A 17,745-nucleotide genomic window follows, 5' to 3' on the forward strand; every position below is an offset into this window, starting at 1 on the left:
ACCCGAACCAACCCGAACCCACCCGGGGGCTGTTGCGCACCTACACCGGAGCCGCCGCGGTCTCCTTCTCTCCTTCGGCCTCTCCCTCGGCCTCCGCCGAGGCCGCCGCCTCCGCGCGGTCGCGGCGCTCCCGGCGGGCGAGGACGACATAGCCGACGGGAACGCCGAGGGCGAAGAGCCACCACTGCAGGGCGTAGGCGTAGTTCAGCGCGGCGTTCTCGTCGCCGGGGCTGCCCAGCTGTTGCGGGGTGTCGCCCTTAGGGTCGGGCGCGGTCTGCGCGAGATAGCCGCCGAGCACCTGGACCCCGAGGCGCTTCGCCTCCCGCTCGCTGTCGATCAGCATGATCTGCCGGTCCGGCAGGCCCTGGAGGTCCTTGATGCCGCTCGCCTCGGTCGTCTCGTCGGGCATCAGGCGCCCGGTGACGGTGACCTCGCCGGCGGGCGGGGCGGGGATCTCGGGGAACGCGCTCTGGCTCGGACCGTTCGCGGGGATCCAGCCCCGGTTGACGAGCAGCACCCTGCCGTCGTCGAGCACGAACGGGGTCAGGACGTGGAAGCCGACCTCGTCGTCGGCGTTGACCCGACGGCGGACGACGACCTCGTCATCGGTGTCGAACCGGCCCTTCGCGGTCACCGTGCGGTAGCGCTCGGCGCTGGTGACGGTGTGCCCGGGCGAGGTCAGCCGCTCCACGGGCACCGGCTTCGCGGCCAGCGCGTCGGCGACGAGCTGGTTCCGCGCGCTGCGCTCCTCGTAGCGATCCATCTGCCAGAAACCCAGCCTGACCATGGTCGGGATCAGGACGAGGGCGACCAGCGTGAGGATCACCCACTGCCGGGACAACAGGAAGCGGTACACCCCACGACCGTACAACTCGGTCGTGGGGCGTGTTCGGGCGGGTGCGCACTCGGAGGTGCTCAGACTTTGTCGACGATGCCCGCCTTCCCCTCGGCCCGCGCGCAGTGGGCACCGCAGTACCAGTGGCCGTCGACGTCGACGCCCTGGCCGATGATCTGCACCCGGCAGTGCTCGCAGATGGGGGCCATGCGGTGGATCGCGCAGGAGAAGCAGTCGAAGACGTGCACCGCGCCCTGGGCGTGGACCTCGAAGGTCATTCCGTAGTCATTGCCGCAAACTTCGCATCTCGCCATGCGCCACAGGGTGAGCCGTCGTCACCGCGTGGGCGAGCGGACGCCGGGCGAGTCGCCCGGCAATCACCCGTCCGTACGGGTCACTCGTCGGCGGGCGCGACATCGCGGAGCAACTGCCCGAACGCGGCCTCGTCCACCACCGGCGTCCCGTACTGCCGGGCCTTGACCACCTTCGACGTGTTCGAATCGGGGTCGTTGGTCACGAGCAGACTGGTCACCCGGGACAGGCTCGTCGCCACATGCAGCCCAGCCTCGATCGCACGGTCCTCCAGCAGATCGCGCTCGACCGACGTGTCCCCGGAGAAGGCGACCCGCATGCCCTGTTTGAGCGGTTTGCCGTCCTCGAAACGCCCGGGGTTGGGGTAGGGGCACGCGGGCCGCTTCCGCGCGGGCCGCCAACTGGTGGGCCGGTAGCCGCCGTAGCCGCCACCGTGGCCCGCCTGCTGGCCGATGCGGGGCGCGGCGGGGCTGTCCCGCCACTCGGTCAGCGGCCGGCACTCGTGCAGCGGCAGCCGTACACCGCTCGCGGCGGCGACCCGCAGACTCGGCCGGAACGCCTCCGCCAGCACCCGGGCGTCGTCCAGCGCGTGGTGCGCCCGCTGCTGCACGACCCCGAAGTGCGCCGCCAGCGACTCCAGCTTGTGGTTGGGCAGAGGCAGCCCCAGCTCCTTCGACAGTGCGATGGTGCACAGCCGTTGGCGCACCGGTGCCTCGGTCTCCGCGCGCGCGTACTCCCGGGCGATCATCGACCAGTCGAACACCGCGTTGTGCGCGACGAGCACGCGGTCCGCGAGCCGCGCGGAGAACTCCTCCGCGATCTCCTTGAACAGCGGCGCCCCTTCGAGCACATCACTCGTCAGCCCGTGGATCCACACCGGCCCCGGGTCCCGCTCCGGGTTCACCAGCGTGTACCAGTGGTCCTCGACCTCGCCCCGCGCGTCCAGTCTGTACACAGCCGCGGAAATTATCCGGTCGTCCCGGGCCAGCCCGGTCGTCTCCACGTCCACGACCGCGTACCCCTGTGGGTACGCGGCCGGCCAAGGCGCTTGCGACGCTGCGGTCGTGTGGTCTTCGAGCATGGTCCCTGAGGATACGGGCCCCGACTGACAGCTCGTTACCCGGCGCCGGAGCCGCACAAGTGACGGAGCGACAGCTGCCGCCCCGTCCCCCGGTTTGGTGGAGAACGCCAAGAAGCAAGCGCGTACCCCTGGAAATACTTGTCAGTAACAACGTCTAGCCCCCGTCGACCAGCGGTTCTACCGTGCCCCCATGCCGAACCTGCCCGATGTCGTGCTCTGGTCGATACCCGCCTTCGTGCTGCTCACCGTCATCGAGGTGATCAGCGTCCGGATCCATCCGGACGAGGATGCCGCGGGGTACGAGGCGAAGGACGCCGCGACGAGCGTCGGTATGGGGCTCGGGAGCCTCGTCTTCGACTTCCTCTGGAAGATCCCGATCGTCGCGATCTACACCGCGATCCACGAACTGACCCCGCTGCGCGTCCCGGTCCTGTGGTGGACGATCCCGCTGATGCTGCTCGCGCAGGACTTCTTCTATTACTGGTCCCACCGCGGCCACCACGTGATCCGGATCCTCTGGGCCTGTCACGTCGTCCACCACTCCAGCCGGAAGTTCAACCTCACCACCGCCCTCCGGCAGCCGTGGACGACCTGGACGGTCTGGCCCTTCTACGTCCCGCTCATCGCCCTCGGCGTGCACCCGGCCGCGCTCGCCTTCTGCTCCTCCGCCAACCTCGTCTACCAGTTCTGGATCCACACCGAGCGCATCGGGAAGCTGCCTCGCGCCTTCGAGTTCGTCTTCAACACGCCCTCGCACCACCGGGTCCACCACGCCTCCCAGGGCGGCTACCTGGACCGTAACTTCGGCGGCATCCTCATCGTCTGGGACCGGCTCTTCGGCTCGTTCGTCGAGGAGACCGAGCGGCCGGTGTACGGCCTGACGAAGAACATCGACACGTACAACCCACTGCGGGTCGCCACGCACGAGTACGTCGCCATCGCCAAGGACCTGAGGCGGGCGAACGGTTGGGGCGAGCGGGCGGGCCGGGTCTTCGCGGGCCCCGGCTGGAAGCCCGCACAGCCGATCCCGGCCCCCACCCCGTCCCCGAGCCCGACCCAGGCCCCGGCCCCGACCCTGCCCTCTTCCTCGTCCTCTACTTCGTCGTCCTCGCCTTCGTCTTCGTCCTCGTCCTCGAAGACCGTCGCGTGAGGCGGGGCAGGGAGTCCGTCCTCCTCATCGCCTTCGGGGTCGTCGCCGGCGTCGACCTCGGGTCCCTGGCCGCCGGGTTCGACGTGGGGCACCTCGTCGCCAAACCCCTGCTGATGCCCCTGCTCGCGGCGTACGCGTACACGCGCGGCGCACCCCGCCTGCTGATCGTCGCCCTGCTGTTCGGCTGGGGCGGCGACGTTCTGCTCCTCTCCGACGCCGAACCGGCCTTCCTCGCCGGGATGGCCTCCTTCGCGGCGGGACACGTGTGTTACCTCTTGCTGTTCGCCGGACTCGGCAGGGAGCGCACAGAACGCACAGAACGCAGAGTGCGCAGGGACCCTGGGCCCGGCCAGCCGGCGCACGCTGCCGCCTTCGGTGTCGCGTTCGGTGTCGCGTACGGCCTCGCCCTGGTCGTCGCCGTCGCGAGTCTGTGGCCCGGTCTGCCGGCCGAGCTGCGCCTCCCCGTCGCCGGGTACAGCGCCCTGCTGACCACGATGGCGTGGGGCGCCTCCCGGCTCGGGCTCGTCGCGGGGCTCGGCGGCGCGCTCTTCGTGGTGTCGGACATGCTCATCGCGACCGGCGTCGCCGAGTGGCCGCAGCCGCCCCGCCCCGACCTGTGGATCATGCTCACCTATCTGGCGGCGCAGTATCTGCTGACAAGGGGCGTCCTCGGTACCCCCGGCGCGCGCCCCGAGGGCACCCCGGCGGAGGGGGAGGTGTCCCGGCCCACGGTGTGACCGGCCCGCGCGGCGCACCCCCGCCGTGTGTCGCCCTCACCAGCGGATCGGCAGCGGCAACGCCGTCAACAGCGCCGACACCGCGACGACCGCGCCCAGCACCACCACCTCCGCGCGCGCGGGAGCGCATGCGTCGAGGGGATCGTCGCTCGCGCGGCGCAGCCGCAGCCGCGCCCAGAGGGCCAGCACGGCGACGCCGACCACGAGCAGGACCTTGGCGAACAGGGCGCGCCCGTACGCCGTCTCCGTGAGCTGGTCGAGGACCGTGCCCGGCGGCATCCGGCGCAGCGTGCTCCACACCCCGGTGGCGGTGACGGCGGCGAGCAGAACGGCGGCCACGCGCGCGTAGAGCCCCAGCAGCGCGGTGCCCCGCCCCGACGAGTGCCACGCGCGCGTGCGCAGGGTCCGCAGCACGTGCGGCAGCCCACCCGCCCACAGTGCCGCGCACGTCAGGTGAACCACGGTCAGGGCGGTGCCGACCAGCGGGTCGTGGTGGTCCGTGGTCGGGTGGGCGCGCAGTGCCTCCGCGACCACGACGGCGGCCAGGGGCAGCGCCTGGGCGGCCGGCCGACGGGACAGCGCCAGCAGACCGGCCGCCGCGAAGGCGTTGACCTCCAGGAGGGCGAGCTTGCCGTCCCGGGTCTCGTAGAGGCCGCCCACGTCGATGTCGGCGGGGGAGTCCGGCACCAGATTGCCCGTGGCCACGACCGAGGCGAGCCCCAGCGAGGCCAGGAGACCGGCCCCGGCGGCCCAGGGCGCCCAACTGCGCGGCGTCTGCCCGGGCGCGCCGGGCACCCGCCGCACCAGCAGCGCCACGAACAGCTCACCCGCCGGTACGCACAACGCCGCCAGCAGCACGGTCCGCAGCAGGGCGATCCCACCGGCCCCGGGTGCCCCGGCCTCACCGGTGCCGTCCAGCGCCACCCGGGGCCCCAACAGGGGTATCAGCGCCCCCGCGGCGACCAGGACGAGCATCACGGCGGCCCGCCAGGTCCCTCTCCCGGTCCGTTCTGACCGCCGCTCAGGCCCCTCCGTCTCCGCTTCCGTCGCTGCCGCTGTGCGTCTCGTCAGGTTCACCCCGGAAAGTTCACCAGCCCTACCAGAACAGGGCAAGTGCCGGAAAGCAATCGTCAGTTCGATATTTCGCCCATGTGTGCGGTTCCGGGCTGCGGGTGACTCAACGCCGGCTCGGCTCGACGCGACCCCAGCGCGCCTCGTCCGCTCCCCAGACCCCGGGCGGCCGTGTCCAGTCCTCCGGCCCGCCCTCGAAGGAGACCGGCGACCGCGCGTACCGCAGCCGTCCCAGCGGGCTGTCCCGCTCGGCGAGCCACGCCCCAGGGCCCTCGTAGCCCGCGTGCTCGTCACCGCTCCCGTGGCTGTCCGGGCCGGGCTCGACGTCGTCCGTCAACCAGGCCGCCGTACGCGCGAGCGCCAGCCGCACGACGCGACCGCCGCCCCCGTCCACCCGCTCGGAGAGCGCTCGCAGCACGGCCGCCGCCAGCAGATAGCCCGTCCCGTGGTCCAGCGCCTGCGCGGGCAGCGCGCCCGGCTGTTCCCGGGACCCCTCGACCGCCGCGATGCCCGTGGCCACCTGCACCAGACTGTCGAAGCCCCGCCGCCCCGCCCACGGCCCGTACGCGCCCCACGCCGAGAGCTGGGCCACGACCAGCCCGGGCCGCCGCTCGACCAGCGCCTCGGGCGACAGCCCGAACCGGTCGAGCGCGCCGGGCCGGTACCCGGTGACGACGACGTCCGCCTCCGCGAGCAGTGCCTCGAAGGCCTTGGGGTCCGTGGTCAGATCGAGCGTCGCCGACCGCTTCCCGAAACCGGTGTCGGCGTGCTGGTCGAGGATCTCGGGCATCCCCGGCGGGTCGATCCGCAGCACGTCCGCGCCCAGCAGGGCGAGCGTGCGGGTGGCGACCGGGCCCGCTATGACCCGGGTCAGGTCCAGGACACGCACCCCGGCGGTCGGCGCGGACACCTCCGCCCCGGTACCGAACACACACGCGCGTGACGCGTCGGCGCCGTCCCACCGCCGCCACTCGACCAGCGGACGCTCCCGCACGGCCGCCGCCTGCTCGTGCGCCGCCCACTCCTTCGGCGTCCGCAGGGCGAACGCCAGACCCCCGGCCGCGCACACGGCCTCCTCGACCTCCAGGGACGACCGTTCGGCGAGTGCCGACCCGACGGCGGGCACCCCCTCGTCAGGCAGCTCACCGACACGCACCCCCAGCGCGGACAGCAGCCGCTCCCGGTGATGCGGATAGTTCGCGTGCGTCCGCACCCAACCGTCCGCCGTCCGCCAGAACCGCGACAGCGGCGCGAAGTTGACCGGCGCCCGCCCGTCGACCAGCAGATGACGTTCACTCACGAAGGCGGTGCCGACCGCGCCGTCGTCCACCCGCACCCGGGGGACCTCGGCGAGCCCGGCCCGGCGCGCGCCCAACTCGGCCGCCGCCAGCGCGCACACCCCGACGCAGGTCCGCGCCAGCTCCCGTACCGGCAGCCGGGCGTCGAGCACCCCGCTCCGTACGACGGTCGAGACCCTCGGCAGCAGAGCGGGATCGCCGCCCAGGGCCGCCCACACACCATCCATGTCAGTCATGATCCGAACCTACGCAACGAAAGGGCCGGGCGGTGTACCACCGCCCGGCCCGACTTCCGTGGAGAGATCCCTACCTGGTCACCGCGTCCAGCGCGTCCGTGGTGCCGAAGCCGTAGAAGCCGTTGTAGTTCCTCGGCCCCTCGCAGACCGCGTCGACCTTGCCGTCCCCGTCGATGTCGTACGGGTCGGTGCAGGGCGTGGCGTCGGCCTGGGCGTACAGCAGCGCCTTGACCAGGGCGGCCGGAGCGTGCGGGTGGGTCGACTTGATCAGGGCCGCGACGCCCGCGACGTGCGGCGACGCCATCGACGTACCGGCCATGTAGCCCCACCTGCCGCCGGGCAGCGGGCCCAGGATCAGTCCGCTGGTGGCGGGCGGGGCCGGGGTCTGGAAGCGGGTCGAGTCGCCGCCGGGTGCGGCGATGTCGATCACGCCCAGACCGTGGTTGGAGAAGGACGACTTGATGCCCTTGGCGCCGGTCGAGGCGACCGTGACGACACCCGGCAGCTGGGTCGGGATGTCGAGGCACTCGGACGGGTCGATCACCCGGTCCGACGGCGTCGAGTCGTTGGGGGAGACCGGGTCGGTGATCTCGTCGGCCGCGAGGTCGTAGTTCTCGTTGCCGGCCGCGGCGACATTGACCGCGCCCTTCTTCTCCGCGTACTTCGTCGCCCGGGCCAGGGCCTCCACCAGCGCCTTCTGGTCCGGGTCGTTCTTGCAGTTGAAGTACCACGGGTCGGTGTAATAGCTGTTGTTGGTGACGTCCACACCGTGCTCGGCCGCCCACATGAAGCCGCAGACCACGGCCTCCGTGTAGAAGTAGCCGGCGGTGGTCGACACCTTGATGCCGGACACCTTCACCCCGGGCGCCACGCCCGTGACACCGACGCCGTTCTTCGCGGCGGCGATCTCACCGGCCACATGGGTGCCGTGCGCGCTTTCCGTGGGCCCCGGCCGCCAGGCCCCGTCGCTGGTGTCGGGCTTGCCCGTCACACAGTTGACGGAGGCGTCGCGGTCGAAGTTCGGCGCGATGTCCGGGTGCGTGTCGTCGACCCCGGTGTCGATGACGGCGACCGTGACATCGCGGCTGCCGAGCGACACCTCGTGGGCCTTGTCGGCCTTGATGGCCGGCAGGTCCCACTGCAACGGCTCCAGCGGGTCCTGCCCCTCCGCCGCCTCGACGTCCGCGACCTCCTCGGCGGTCAGCACCTTGGGGGTGCCCACGTCGGTGGTCGACTGGGCGGGCAGCGGCGCGGTGCGGGTGGCACCGGCCGACTGCACCCCGCGCACCTCACGGATCTCCGCGGCGAAGCCGGGGTTCGTGGAGTGGACGACCACGACCCCGATCCGGTCGTACGACGTCACGATCGTGCCGCCGGCCTCCGCGATCGCCTTCTTCACGTGCGCGGAGGGCCCGTGCCCGGCGCGCACGTTGACGACATAGCTGAGCCCGGGCGCGTCGGCCTGCCCGGCCGTTGCGGCCGATCCTGCCGACTCGGCCGCCGAGGCCGTGACGTTCGGTACGACGACCAGCGCGGTCGCCATGGCCATCCCCAGCGGGATCGCGGTCAGACGACGGGAGCGCTTGAGAGGCGCTGTCATGCTGTCTCCAGTTCGCCGTGGCTGCTCGCCGCTGCGGTTACTTGACGGCCTTCAGTGCGTTGACGATGCCGAACCCGTAGAAACCGTTGACGCTGGGGCTGCCTTCGCAAACCGCGTCCTGGACGCCGTCGCCGTTCTGGTCGTACGACGTCGGGCAGGCCTGCTCGTCCGCCTGGGCCTTCAGCAGCCACTGCAGCTGCTTCGGGGAGGCCCACGGGTGGGTGGACTTCAGCAGAGCGGCGACACCGGCGGCGTGCGGCGACGCCATGGAGGTGCCCTGGAGGTAGCCGTACTCGCCGTTCGGCATGGTGGACAGGATGCGGCCGTTCTTCGACGGCGTGTCCGGGATCTGGTAGCGGCTGTCGCCACCCGGGGCCGCGATGTCGACGACGCCGTTGCCGTACGTGGAGTAGAACGACTTCTCGTTCTTCACGCCCGTCGCGCTGACCGTGACGATGCCCGGCAGCTGGGTCGGCACGTCGAAGCACTCGCTCGGGTCGATGGTGCGCTCGACCGGCGTGGTGTCGTTCGGGCTGGACGCGTCCAGGATCGCGTCGGAGGCGAGATCGTGGTTGGAGTTGCCGGCCGAGGCCAGGTGCAGGGTGCCCTTCTTGGTGGCGTACTTCTGCGCCCGGTTCACCGCGTCGACGATGGCTTCCTGGTCCGGGTCGTCCACGCAGTTGTAGAGCCACGGGTCCACGTAGTAGCTGTTGTTCGTGATCTCCACACCGCGGTCGGCGGCGAAGACGAACGCGCAGACGACCGACTCGGCGTAGAAGAGGCCGCTGGCGCGGTCGGTCACGTTGATGCTGGAGACCTTCACACCCGGCGCGACACCGGCGACACCGACGCCGTTGCGGGCCGCGGCTATCTCACCGGCCACATGGGTGCCGTGGTAGTCCTGCGGGGTGTACGGCCGCCAGGAGCCCTCGCTGGTGTCCGCGACACCGCCGTTGCAGTTGGCGGACTGGGACTTGGAGAAGTTCGGCGCGAGGTCCGGGTGGGTGTCGTCGACGCCCGTGTCGATGACGGCGACCGTGACCTTCTTGCTGCCGTCGTCGATCTTGGCGGCCTTGTCGGCGCCGATCGAGCGCAGGTCCCACTGGTCGGCCTCAAGAGGCTCGGCGTCGGGGATGTCCGCCGAGGCGGCCTTCACCTTCGCGGCCTCCGCGCCCGTCAGCATGTCGACGGCGCCCAGGTCCGTCGTACCGGCGGGGGTCAGCGGCGAGGTCCGGGTGGCACCGGCGGACTGCACCCCACGCACCGCGCGGATCGTCGCACCGAACGCCGGGTCGGTCGAGTGGACCACGATCACGCCGATCTTGGCGTAGGTGACCACTATCTTGCCGTCGGCCTCGGTTATCGCCTTCTGCACGGAGGCGATCGTGTGCTTGTCCGTCTTCGTGTTCACGACGTACGACAGGTTCGGGCCCTCCGCGGTCGCGGCGGTGGACTCCGTGACCGGGGCCGCCGAGGCGACACCCGGCAGGAAACCGAGCGAGGCGGTCAGCGACAGGACGACCGGCACCGCGAGTGCGAGCTGTCGCCTGGAGCGCAGATGAGCCATGGGATCTCCACATCATCCTCAAAGAAACCGGCCCGAGACACACGGGTGCCCGGGCAGGTACATGACGTTGGTGGTGCAGCCCGAAGCTATCCCTGGTCGTCGCCGGCCAGCAATGACTTCACGGGCGGGAGGCCGAAGTAGAGGGGTAACCCTCGAAGTCACCGCACCTCCCGGCCGTTTCCCCACGGCCGTGTGCCGAACGTGTACGGCTCCCGCGGCGCTTTCCGAATCGGTTTTCGAAAGAAACACGCACGGTTGAACCGGTCCTCGTGCGCCGCCGTGACGTTGAGCAGGGAGCGCGAGCACGATCGCGCACCCGTCATCGAAGGAACAGAGCCGACCCCATGTCCGAACCCAGTCCGTCCCCCGATCCGACGGCGAAAAAGTCACCGCCCACCGTCGCGAAGGCGGCTCAGACGCGAGGAGACTCCGTGGCAACCGACGCACCGCCCCCAGCGAAGGCTGAGCATCACCTCCCCTCACCCGAGGAGTTCGCCGCGGTCCAGGAGAGCGCCGAGTTCGCCGAACTGCGCCGCTCCTACCGCTCGTTCGCCTTCCCGCTGACCGTGGGCTTCATCGCCTGGTACCTGCTGTACGTCCTGCTCTCCAACTACGCGGGCGACTTCATGGGCACCAAGCTCTTCGGCAACATCAACGTCGCCTTCATCCTCGGCGTCGCACAGTTCGTCACCACGTTCCTCATCGCCTGGTGGTACTCGAAGCACGCCGCCGCGAAGCTCGACCCCAAGGCCGAGGCGATCAAGTCCCGGATGGAGGGCGGCGCATGAGCTCCGTACAGCAGACGTTCCTCGCGGCCAACGAGGCGAGCCAGCACCGGCCGCTCATCATCACCCTGTTCGCGCTGTTCGTCCTGGCGACCCTCGGCATCACCATCTGGGCCGGCCGCCAGACCAAGGACGCCGCCGACTTCTACGCGGGCGGCCGCCAGTTCAGCGCCTTCCAGAACGGCCTCGCCGTCTCCGGCGACTACATGTCCGCCGCGTCGTTCCTCGGTATCGCGGGCGCCATCGCCCTCTTCGGCTACGACGGCTTCCTCTACTCCATCGGCTTCCTGGTCGCCTGGCTGGTCGCCCTGCTCCTGGTCGCCGAACCGCTGCGGAACTCCGGCCGCTACACCATGGGCGACGTGCTCGCGTACCGCATGCGCCAGCGCCCCGTGCGCACCGCCGCCGGTACCTCCACGATCGTCGTGTCGATCTTCTACCTGCTGGCCCAGATGGCGGGCGCGGGCGTCCTCGTCTCGCTGCTCCTCGGCATCACCTCCGACGCGGGCAAGATCCTCATCGTCGCCCTCGTCGGCATCCTGATGATCGTCTACGTCTCCATCGGCGGTATGAAGGGCACCACCTGGGTCCAGATGGTGAAGGCCGTGCTGCTCATCGGTGGCACGCTCCTCATTACGTTCCTGGTGCTGCTGAAGTTCAACTTCAACATCTCCGATCTGCTCGGCACCGCCGCCGAGAACAGCGGCAAGGGCGCCGCCTTCCTGGAGCCCGGCCTCCAGTACGGCGCGACCGGCACCTCCAAGCTGGACTTCATCTCCCTCGGCATCGCCCTGGTCCTGGGCACCGCGGGTCTGCCGCACATCCTGATCCGCTTCTACACGGTGCCCAACGCCAAGGCCGCCCGTAAGTCCGTGAACTGGGCCATCGGCATCATCGGCGGCTTCTACCTGATGACCATCGCCCTCGGCTTCGGCGCCGCCGCGCTGATCTCCCAGGACGAGATCATCGCCTCCAACCCATCGGGCAACACGGCCGCCCCACTGCTCGCCCTGCACCTGGGCGGCGTCGACTCGGCCTGGGGCGCGATCCTGCTCGCCACCATCTCGGCGGTGGCCTTCGCGACGATCCTTGCCGTGGTCGCCGGCCTCACCCTCGCCTCGTCGTCCTCCTTCGCGCACGACATCTACGCCAACGTCATCCGCAAGGGGCAGGCATCCGGCGCCGAGGAGGTCCACGCGGCCCGCTGGGCGACCGTCTTCATCGGCATCGTCTCCATCGGCCTGGGCGCCCTCGCCCGCGACCTGAACGTGGCCGGCCTGGTCGCCCTCGCCTTCGCGGTCGCGGCCTCCGCCAACCTGCCGACCATCCTCTACAGCCTCTTCTGGAAGAAGTTCACGACCCAGGGCGCGCTGTGGTCGATCTACGGCGGTCTCATCGTCGCCGTCGGACTGGTGCTGTTCTCGCCCGTGGTCTCCGGCGACCCGAAGGCGATGTTCCCGGACGTCGACTTCGCCTGGTTCCCGCTGAAGAACCCCGGCATCATCTCCATCCCGTTCGGCTTCCTCATGGGCTTCCTCGGCACGGTCCTGTCCAAGGAGAAGGCAGACGAGGCCAAGTACGCCGAGCTGGAGGTCCGCTCCCTCACGGGCACCGGCGCGCACTGATCCGGCCCACCGCGCACGGGGCCGCCGTAGATCCCTACGGCGGCCCCGCGTGCTGTCCGCGTCGTAGGGATCTACGGCGATTACTCGCCGCGTCTCGTGCGATCGGGCCGGTGATGTTGTCAGCGCGGTCACGTAGGCTCGCAGATGTCGAACGATTGTGATCCGCCGCGAGGGAGGGGGCCCACGTGCTCATCGACACCTACGGCCGAGTGGCCACCGACCTGAGGGTCTCGCTGACCGACCGGTGCAATCTGCGCTGTACGTACTGCATGCCCGAGGAGGGCCTGCAGTGGCTGGCCAAGCCCGACCTGCTCGACGACGACGAGATCGTCCGTCTCATCGACATAGCCGTCCGCGTCCTGGGAGTCGAGGAGGTCCGCTTCACCGGCGGTGAGCCGCTCCTGCGCCCCGGCCTGGTCGGCATCGTGGAGCGCGTGGCGGCCCTCGCCCCCCGCCCCCAGATGTCCCTGACCACCAACGGCATCGGCCTCAAGCGCACGGCGCCGGCCCTGAAGGCGGCCGGCCTGGACCGGGTGAACGTCTCCCTGGACACCCTGCGCCCGGACGTCTTCAAGACCCTCACCCGCCGCGACCGCCACCGGGACGTCCTCGACGGCCTCGAAGCCGCCCGCGACGCCGGTCTGACCCCGGTGAAGGTCAACTCGGTCCTGATGCCCGGCCTGAACGACAACGAGGCCCCGGACCTCCTCGCCTGGGCCGTCGAGCACGACTACGAGCTGCGTTTCATCGAGCAGATGCCCCTGGACGCCCAGCACGGCTGGAAGCGCGACGGCATGGTGACCGCCGGCGACATCCTGACCTCCCTGCGCACCCGCTTCGCCCTCACCCCCGAGGGCCAGGACGAACGCGGCTCGGCCCCGGCGGAACGCTGGCTGGTCGACGGCGGCCCCCACCGCGTGGGCGTCATCGCCTCCGTCACCCGCCCCTTCTGCTCCGCCTGCGACCGCACCCGCCTCACCGCCGACGGTCAGGTCCGCACCTGCCTCTTCGCCCGCGAGGAGACCGACCTGCGCGCCGCGCTGCGCTCCGGCGCCCCGGACGAGGAGATAGCCCGTATCTGGCGCCTGGCGATGTGGGGCAAGAAGGCGGGCGCGGGCCTCGACGACCCCTCGTTCGTCCAGCCCGACCGCCCGATGTCGGCGATCGGAGGCTGACAGCCGCGCCCCAGCCCCCTGTCCCTTGGGCGCTACCCCTTGGGCGCTTCCCACTTCTCCAGCTCGACGACATCCTTCAGAAAGCCCCGCACACCCAGGAACTGCGACAGATGCTCCCGATGCTCGTCGCACGCGAGCCATGTCTTGCGCCGCTCGGGCGTGTGCAGCTTCGGGTTGTTCCAGGCGAGCACCCAGACCGCGTCGGCCCGACAGCCCTTGGCCGAACAGATGGGGGAGGACGGATCGGAGCCGGGGACGTTGAGGATGTTCACACGTCGACCCTAGCCGCAGGGATCCGGCCGTAGAAAAGGCGACGCCGAGCAGCCACGGGGGGAGCTGCCCGGCGTCGGTCTGTCGCTCCGACGGGGGATGCGGAGCGCGTACGAAGTATGTCACGGGTAGGCCTCTGCCCGGCACAGGAACTACATGATTGATCTGAGCATTTCTTGAGCTTGGCGGGTGGCCGGATTCCGCTTCGTACGGACGGTCTCAGGGCCCGAGCTCAGGCCCGCTCGCGCGGCTCGCTCCGCCTGCCCGCCGCGCGATCGGCCGCGGGGTCGGTCGCAGGGTCGGTCGCGGAGTCCTCCGGGACGGATTCCGCGGGCGGCGTGATCATCGGTCGCATGGGCGCCCTCACGAACGTGGACGGCAGCGAGGGCGCGTTCTCCCGGCCCGCGTTGGCGATCACCACGGCGATGTACGGCAGCACCGCGCCGAGCACCAGCGCGACGACCGCGACGTGCCGTTCGACGTTCCAGAGGACCGCGGCGGCGATCACCGCGAGGGTGCGCACGGACATCGAGATGATGTAGCGACGCTGACGGCCGCGGACGTCCTCGGCGAGGCCCTGCCGGGCACCTGTGATCCGGAAGACCTCGACGTCGCTCTGCTTCCGCATCGCGTTCCACCACCCGCTCTGTATCGGACGCACCCCGGCCCGTGCCCCGCCCGTGTCCGCTCCAGGGAACGCGGTCCGGACAGGCTCAACGTTACGCCGCGTCTGCGTCGCCTACGAGACCGGGTCACCTTCCACGGAGAGTGCGCGAAATGCGCCGTAGCGCGTACAGCGCTGCCCGACATGCGGCGTACCGCAGGCGGGCCGACACTGGGCGTAATGCTCACGTCGAGCCGTACGAGGAGGCAGCCATGGGCTGGTTGTGGGCGATCATCGTGGGATTCGTACTGGGCCTGCTGGCCAAGGCGATCCTCCCGGGCAAGCAGCACAGCCCGCTCTGGCTGACGACGATCTTCGGCATGCTGGGCGCCGTCGTCGGCAACGCGATCGCACGCGGCTTCGGCGTCGAGGAGACCTCCGGCATCGACTGGAGCCGCCACATCTTCCAGCTGGTCGCCGCCATCGCCATCGTGGCCCTGGGCGACATGGCGTACATGGCAACCCTGGGCAAGAGAAAACAACGCACCTGAGCCCCGTAAGGGGCGCGGGGAACCGTGCGAGCAACCACAACGCAGCGGCACTCGCCGACTCACCCACGCCCCTACGGTGCCTAGGCCTCGGCGGCCACCTCGACCGCGGCCAGGTTCTTCTTCCCCCGCCGCAGCACCAGCCACCGCCCGTGAATGAGGTCCTCCGACGCCGGCACGGCGTCCTCCGCGGTGACCTTCACGTTGTTCACGTACGCCCCGCCCTCCTTCACGGTCCGCCGCCCCGCCGACTTGCTCGGCACCAGCCCGACCTCCGCGAGGAGATCCACGACCGGCGCCAGCTCGCTCACCTTCGCGTGCGGCAGCTCGGACAGCGCCGCGGCCAGTGTCTTCTCGTCCAGCTCCGCCAGCTCGCCCTGACCGAACAGGGCCCGGGACGCGGCGATCACGGCGGCCGTCTGCCGCTCCCCGTGCACCAGCGTCGTCAGCTCCTCGGCCAGCGCCCGCTGCGCGGCCCGCGCCTGCGGCCGCTCCTCCGTCTGCTTCTCCAACTCCTCAAGCTCCGTACGGGACTTGAAGGACAGGATCCGCATGTACCGGCTGATGTCCCGGTCGTCCACGTTCAGCCAGAACTGGTAGAACGCGTACGGCGTGGTCATCTCCGGGTCGAGCCAGACGGCGCCGCCCTCGGTCTTGCCGAACTTGGTGCCGTCCGCCTTGGTCATCAGCGGGGTGGCCAGCGCGTGCGCCTCCACCCCGGGCTCCAGCCGGTGGATCAGGTCCAGGCCGGCCGTGAGGTTGCCCCACTGGTCGCTGCCGCCCTGCTGGAGCGTGCAGCCGTACCTGCGGTAGAGCTGGAGGAAGTCCATGCCCTGGAGGATCTGGTAGCTGAACTCGGTGTAGCTGATGCCCTGGTCGGACTCCAGGCGGCGGGCGACGGAGTCCTTCGTCAGCATCTTGTTGACGCGGAAGTGCTTGCCGATGTCCCGCAGGAACTCGATGGCGGACAGGCCCTCGGTCCAGTCGAGGTTGTTGACCATGACGGCCGCGTTCTCGCCCTCGAAGGACAGGAACGGTTCGATCTGGCCGCGCAGCTTCCCGACCCAGCCGGCGACGGTCTCCGGGTCGTTCAGCGTGCGCTCCGCCGTCGGCCGCGGGTCGCCGATCAGGCCCGTCGCACCGCCGACCAGCGCCAGCGGCCGGTGACCGGCCTGCTGGAGCCGGCGCACGGTGAGCACCTGCACCAGATGTCCGACGTGCAGGGACGGCGCGGTCGGGTCGAAACCGCAATAGAACGTGACGGGACCGTCCGCGAGCGCCTTGCGCAAGGCGTCCTCGTCGGTGGACAGGGCGAACAGGCCCCGCCACTTCAGCTCGTCGACGATGTCCGTCACGGTTCTCGTGTCTCCTCGAGTGGGTCGCACCAGGTGAATCAGGTACGAGGTTATACGCCCTGGCTGACAGAACTCATATTGAAATCCGGCACCCGCAGGGCGGGCATCGCGGCCCTGGTGAAGTAGTCGCTCCACTCGCGCGGCAGCGTCTTCTCCGTGCGCCCCGCCTCCGTGGCTCGGCCCAGCAGGTCCACCGGCGACTCGTTGAACCGGAAGTTGTTGACCTCGCCCGTCACCTCGCCGTTCTCCACCAGGTAGACGCCGTCCCGGGTCAACCCGGTCAGCAGCAGCGTCGCCGGGTCGACCTCGCGGATGTACCAGAGGCAGGTCAGCAGCAGCCCGCGCTCGGTGTCCGCGACCATCTCCTCCAGGGAACGGTCCGCGCCGCCGTCCAGGATCAGGTTGCCGATCGTCGGCACCACCGGCAGGCCCGTCAGACCCGCGCTGTGCCGGGTGGTCGGCAGGTGCGCGATCTCGCCGCCGCTGATCCACTCGGTCGCCTTCAGCGGCAGCCCGTTGTCGAACACCGAGCTGTCGCCGCCGGAGGAGTGGGCCAGCACGAAGGGCGCGCATTCCAGGCCCGGCTCGTCCGGGTCGCTGCGCAGGGTCAGCGGCAGCTCGGTCAGCCGCTCGCCGATCCGGGTGCCGCCGGGCTTGCTGAACACCGTCCGGCCCTCCGCCGCGTCCCGTGCCGACGCCGACCACATCTGGTAGATCAGCAGGTCGGCCACGGCCGTCGGCGGCAGCAGCGTCTCGTACCGCCCGGCGGGCAGCGGCACCCGCCGCTCGGCCCAGCCCAGGCGCACGGCCAGCTCCGCGTCCAGGGCCGCCGGGTCGACGTCCTTGAAGTCCCGCGTGGAACGCCCCGCCCAGGCGGAACGCTTGCGGTCCGGGGACTTGGCGTTCAGCTCCAGCGTCCCGTTCGGCTGGTCGTGGCGCAGCCGCAGCCCGGTGGACGTGCCGAGGTAGCTCGACACCAGCTCGTGGTTGGCGAAGCCGTACAGCTCACGGCCGCCCGCCCGCGCGCGTGCGAAGGACTCGCCGAGGGCCGGCGCGAAGTCGGCGAACACCGCGGAGGAGGTCTCGGCGGGCGCGTCCGTGAAGTCGGGGGAGTGCCGCACCCCCGTGACCAGCGGCTGGGCGTCCTCGGCCGGACCGGCGCCGCGTGCGGCGGCCTCGGCGGCCCGCACCAGAGGCTCCAGCTCCTCGGCGGTGACGGCGGCCCGCGACACGACGCCGGAGGCGGTGCCCTCCTTGCCGTCGACGGTGGCGACGACGGTCACCGACCGGCCCCGGGTGACCCCGTTCGTGGTCAGCGCGTTGCCGGCCCAGCGGAGGTTCGCCGTCGAGTACTCGTCGGCGATCACCACACAGCCGTCGGCCCGGGAGAGTGCGAGGGCCCGCTCGACGATCTCGTGCGGCTTGTGCGCCTTGCTGTTGCGCGCGCTCATCGACCGGCCTCCTGCGTGGTGTTCAGGCTGTGCTCGCCCGGGGGA

The 17,745-nt window shown here is 70.8% G+C and carries 17 protein-coding genes; 6 read left to right on the plus strand and 11 right to left on the minus strand.

What is annotated here, in order from left to right:
- Positions 1 to 40: 40 nt before the first annotated feature.
- The 3 genes from ACZ9QC_RS33000 to ACZ9QC_RS33010 all read right to left on the minus strand — a co-directional run bounded on the left by ACZ9QC_RS33000 (position 41) and on the right by ACZ9QC_RS33010 (position 2,228).
- Entirely contained in the window at positions 41 to 856 is an 816-nt protein-coding gene (locus tag ACZ9QC_RS33000) for an SURF1 family cytochrome oxidase biogenesis protein (protein ID WP_472916441.1), read from the minus strand.
- 59 nt (positions 857 to 915) lie between these two features.
- Complete coding sequence (locus ACZ9QC_RS33005; protein WP_078853751.1) at positions 916 to 1,149, minus strand: hypothetical protein; 234 nt, start codon at positions 1,147 to 1,149, stop codon at positions 916 to 918.
- Between the two features lie 80 nt (positions 1,150 to 1,229).
- Positions 1,230 to 2,228, minus strand: coding sequence for a DEDDh family exonuclease (locus ACZ9QC_RS33010; protein ID WP_472916442.1), 999 nt, complete (start codon positions 2,226 to 2,228; stop codon positions 1,230 to 1,232).
- A 190-nt stretch (positions 2,229 to 2,418) separates the two neighbouring features.
- Here ACZ9QC_RS33010 and ACZ9QC_RS33015 point away from each other — a divergent pair, with 190 nt between their 5' ends.
- The gene (locus tag ACZ9QC_RS33015) at positions 2,419 to 3,378 is read left to right on the plus strand and encodes a sterol desaturase family protein (protein ID WP_472916443.1); all 960 of its coding nucleotides are present in this window, start codon (positions 2,419 to 2,421) and stop codon (positions 3,376 to 3,378) included.
- Positions 3,375 to 4,115, plus strand: coding sequence for a lysoplasmalogenase (locus ACZ9QC_RS33020; RefSeq protein WP_472916444.1), 741 nt, complete (start codon positions 3,375 to 3,377; stop codon positions 4,113 to 4,115). Before ACZ9QC_RS33015 ends, ACZ9QC_RS33020 begins: the two co-directional genes overlap by 4 nt.
- A 36-nt stretch (positions 4,116 to 4,151) precedes the next feature.
- On the opposite strand, the gene ACZ9QC_RS33025 is transcribed toward ACZ9QC_RS33020, so the two are convergent.
- The 4 genes from ACZ9QC_RS33025 to ACZ9QC_RS33040 form a co-directional block, all read right to left on the minus strand.
- The gene (locus ACZ9QC_RS33025; protein ID WP_472916445.1) at positions 4,152 to 5,192 is read right to left on the minus strand and encodes a CopD family protein; all 1,041 of its coding nucleotides are present in this window, start codon (positions 5,190 to 5,192) and stop codon (positions 4,152 to 4,154) included.
- Between the two features lie 100 nt (positions 5,193 to 5,292).
- Positions 5,293 to 6,720, minus strand: a complete 1,428-nt coding sequence (locus ACZ9QC_RS33030; RefSeq protein ID WP_472916446.1) for a CoA transferase — start codon at positions 6,718 to 6,720, stop codon at positions 5,293 to 5,295.
- 70 nt (positions 6,721 to 6,790) lie between these two features.
- Complete coding sequence (locus ACZ9QC_RS33035; RefSeq protein ID WP_472916447.1) at positions 6,791 to 8,320, minus strand: S8 family peptidase; 1,530 nt, start codon at positions 8,318 to 8,320, stop codon at positions 6,791 to 6,793.
- Positions 8,321 to 8,357: 37 nt separating this feature from the next.
- The gene (locus tag ACZ9QC_RS33040) at positions 8,358 to 9,887 is read right to left on the minus strand and encodes a S8 family serine peptidase (protein ID WP_472916448.1); all 1,530 of its coding nucleotides are present in this window, start codon (positions 9,885 to 9,887) and stop codon (positions 8,358 to 8,360) included.
- Between the two features lie 431 nt (positions 9,888 to 10,318).
- Here ACZ9QC_RS33040 and ACZ9QC_RS33045 point away from each other — a divergent pair, with 431 nt between their 5' ends.
- The 3 genes from ACZ9QC_RS33045 to moaA all read left to right on the plus strand — a co-directional run bounded on the left by ACZ9QC_RS33045 (position 10,319) and on the right by moaA (position 13,472).
- Positions 10,319 to 10,675, plus strand: a complete 357-nt coding sequence (locus ACZ9QC_RS33045) for a DUF485 domain-containing protein (RefSeq protein ID WP_472916449.1) — start codon at positions 10,319 to 10,321, stop codon at positions 10,673 to 10,675.
- Positions 10,672 to 12,297 carry a solute symporter family protein gene (locus ACZ9QC_RS33050; RefSeq protein ID WP_472916450.1) on the plus strand — a complete coding sequence of 542 codons (1,626 nt, stop codon included), beginning with the start codon at positions 10,672 to 10,674 and terminating at the stop codon, positions 12,295 to 12,297. The genes ACZ9QC_RS33045 and ACZ9QC_RS33050 overlap by 4 nt, the downstream gene beginning before the upstream one ends.
- Before the next feature lie 185 nt (positions 12,298 to 12,482).
- Positions 12,483 to 13,472, plus strand: coding sequence for a GTP 3',8-cyclase MoaA (gene moaA / locus ACZ9QC_RS33055; protein WP_472916451.1), 990 nt, complete (start codon positions 12,483 to 12,485; stop codon positions 13,470 to 13,472).
- A gap of 32 nt (positions 13,473 to 13,504) precedes the next feature.
- On the opposite strand, the gene ACZ9QC_RS33060 is transcribed toward moaA, so the two are convergent.
- Both ACZ9QC_RS33060 and ACZ9QC_RS33065 read right to left on the minus strand, forming a co-directional pair.
- Positions 13,505 to 13,744, minus strand: a complete 240-nt coding sequence (locus ACZ9QC_RS33060) for a hypothetical protein (protein ID WP_215454369.1) — start codon at positions 13,742 to 13,744, stop codon at positions 13,505 to 13,507.
- Positions 13,745 to 13,974: 230 nt separating this feature from the next.
- Positions 13,975 to 14,370 carry a DUF3099 domain-containing protein gene (locus tag ACZ9QC_RS33065; protein WP_472916452.1) on the minus strand — a complete coding sequence of 132 codons (396 nt, stop codon included), beginning with the start codon at positions 14,368 to 14,370 and terminating at the stop codon, positions 13,975 to 13,977.
- A gap of 248 nt (positions 14,371 to 14,618) precedes the next feature.
- Between ACZ9QC_RS33065 and ACZ9QC_RS33070 the strand changes: the two genes are divergently transcribed.
- Positions 14,619 to 14,897, plus strand: a complete 279-nt coding sequence (locus ACZ9QC_RS33070) for a GlsB/YeaQ/YmgE family stress response membrane protein (RefSeq protein ID WP_472916453.1) — start codon at positions 14,619 to 14,621, stop codon at positions 14,895 to 14,897.
- A gap of 80 nt (positions 14,898 to 14,977) precedes the next feature.
- Here the strand turns inward: ACZ9QC_RS33070 and tyrS are convergent, their stop codons facing one another.
- Both tyrS and ACZ9QC_RS33080 read right to left on the minus strand, forming a co-directional pair.
- Entirely contained in the window at positions 14,978 to 16,249 is a 1,272-nt protein-coding gene (gene tyrS, locus ACZ9QC_RS33075; protein ID WP_472916454.1) for a tyrosine--tRNA ligase, read from the minus strand.
- A gap of 50 nt (positions 16,250 to 16,299) precedes the next feature.
- Complete coding sequence (locus ACZ9QC_RS33080) at positions 16,300 to 17,700, minus strand: metallopeptidase TldD-related protein (protein ID WP_472916455.1); 1,401 nt, start codon at positions 17,698 to 17,700, stop codon at positions 16,300 to 16,302.
- Positions 17,701 to 17,745: the final 45 nt, after the last annotated feature.

The organism is Streptomyces sp. HUAS MS02 (genome assembly GCF_055702265.1).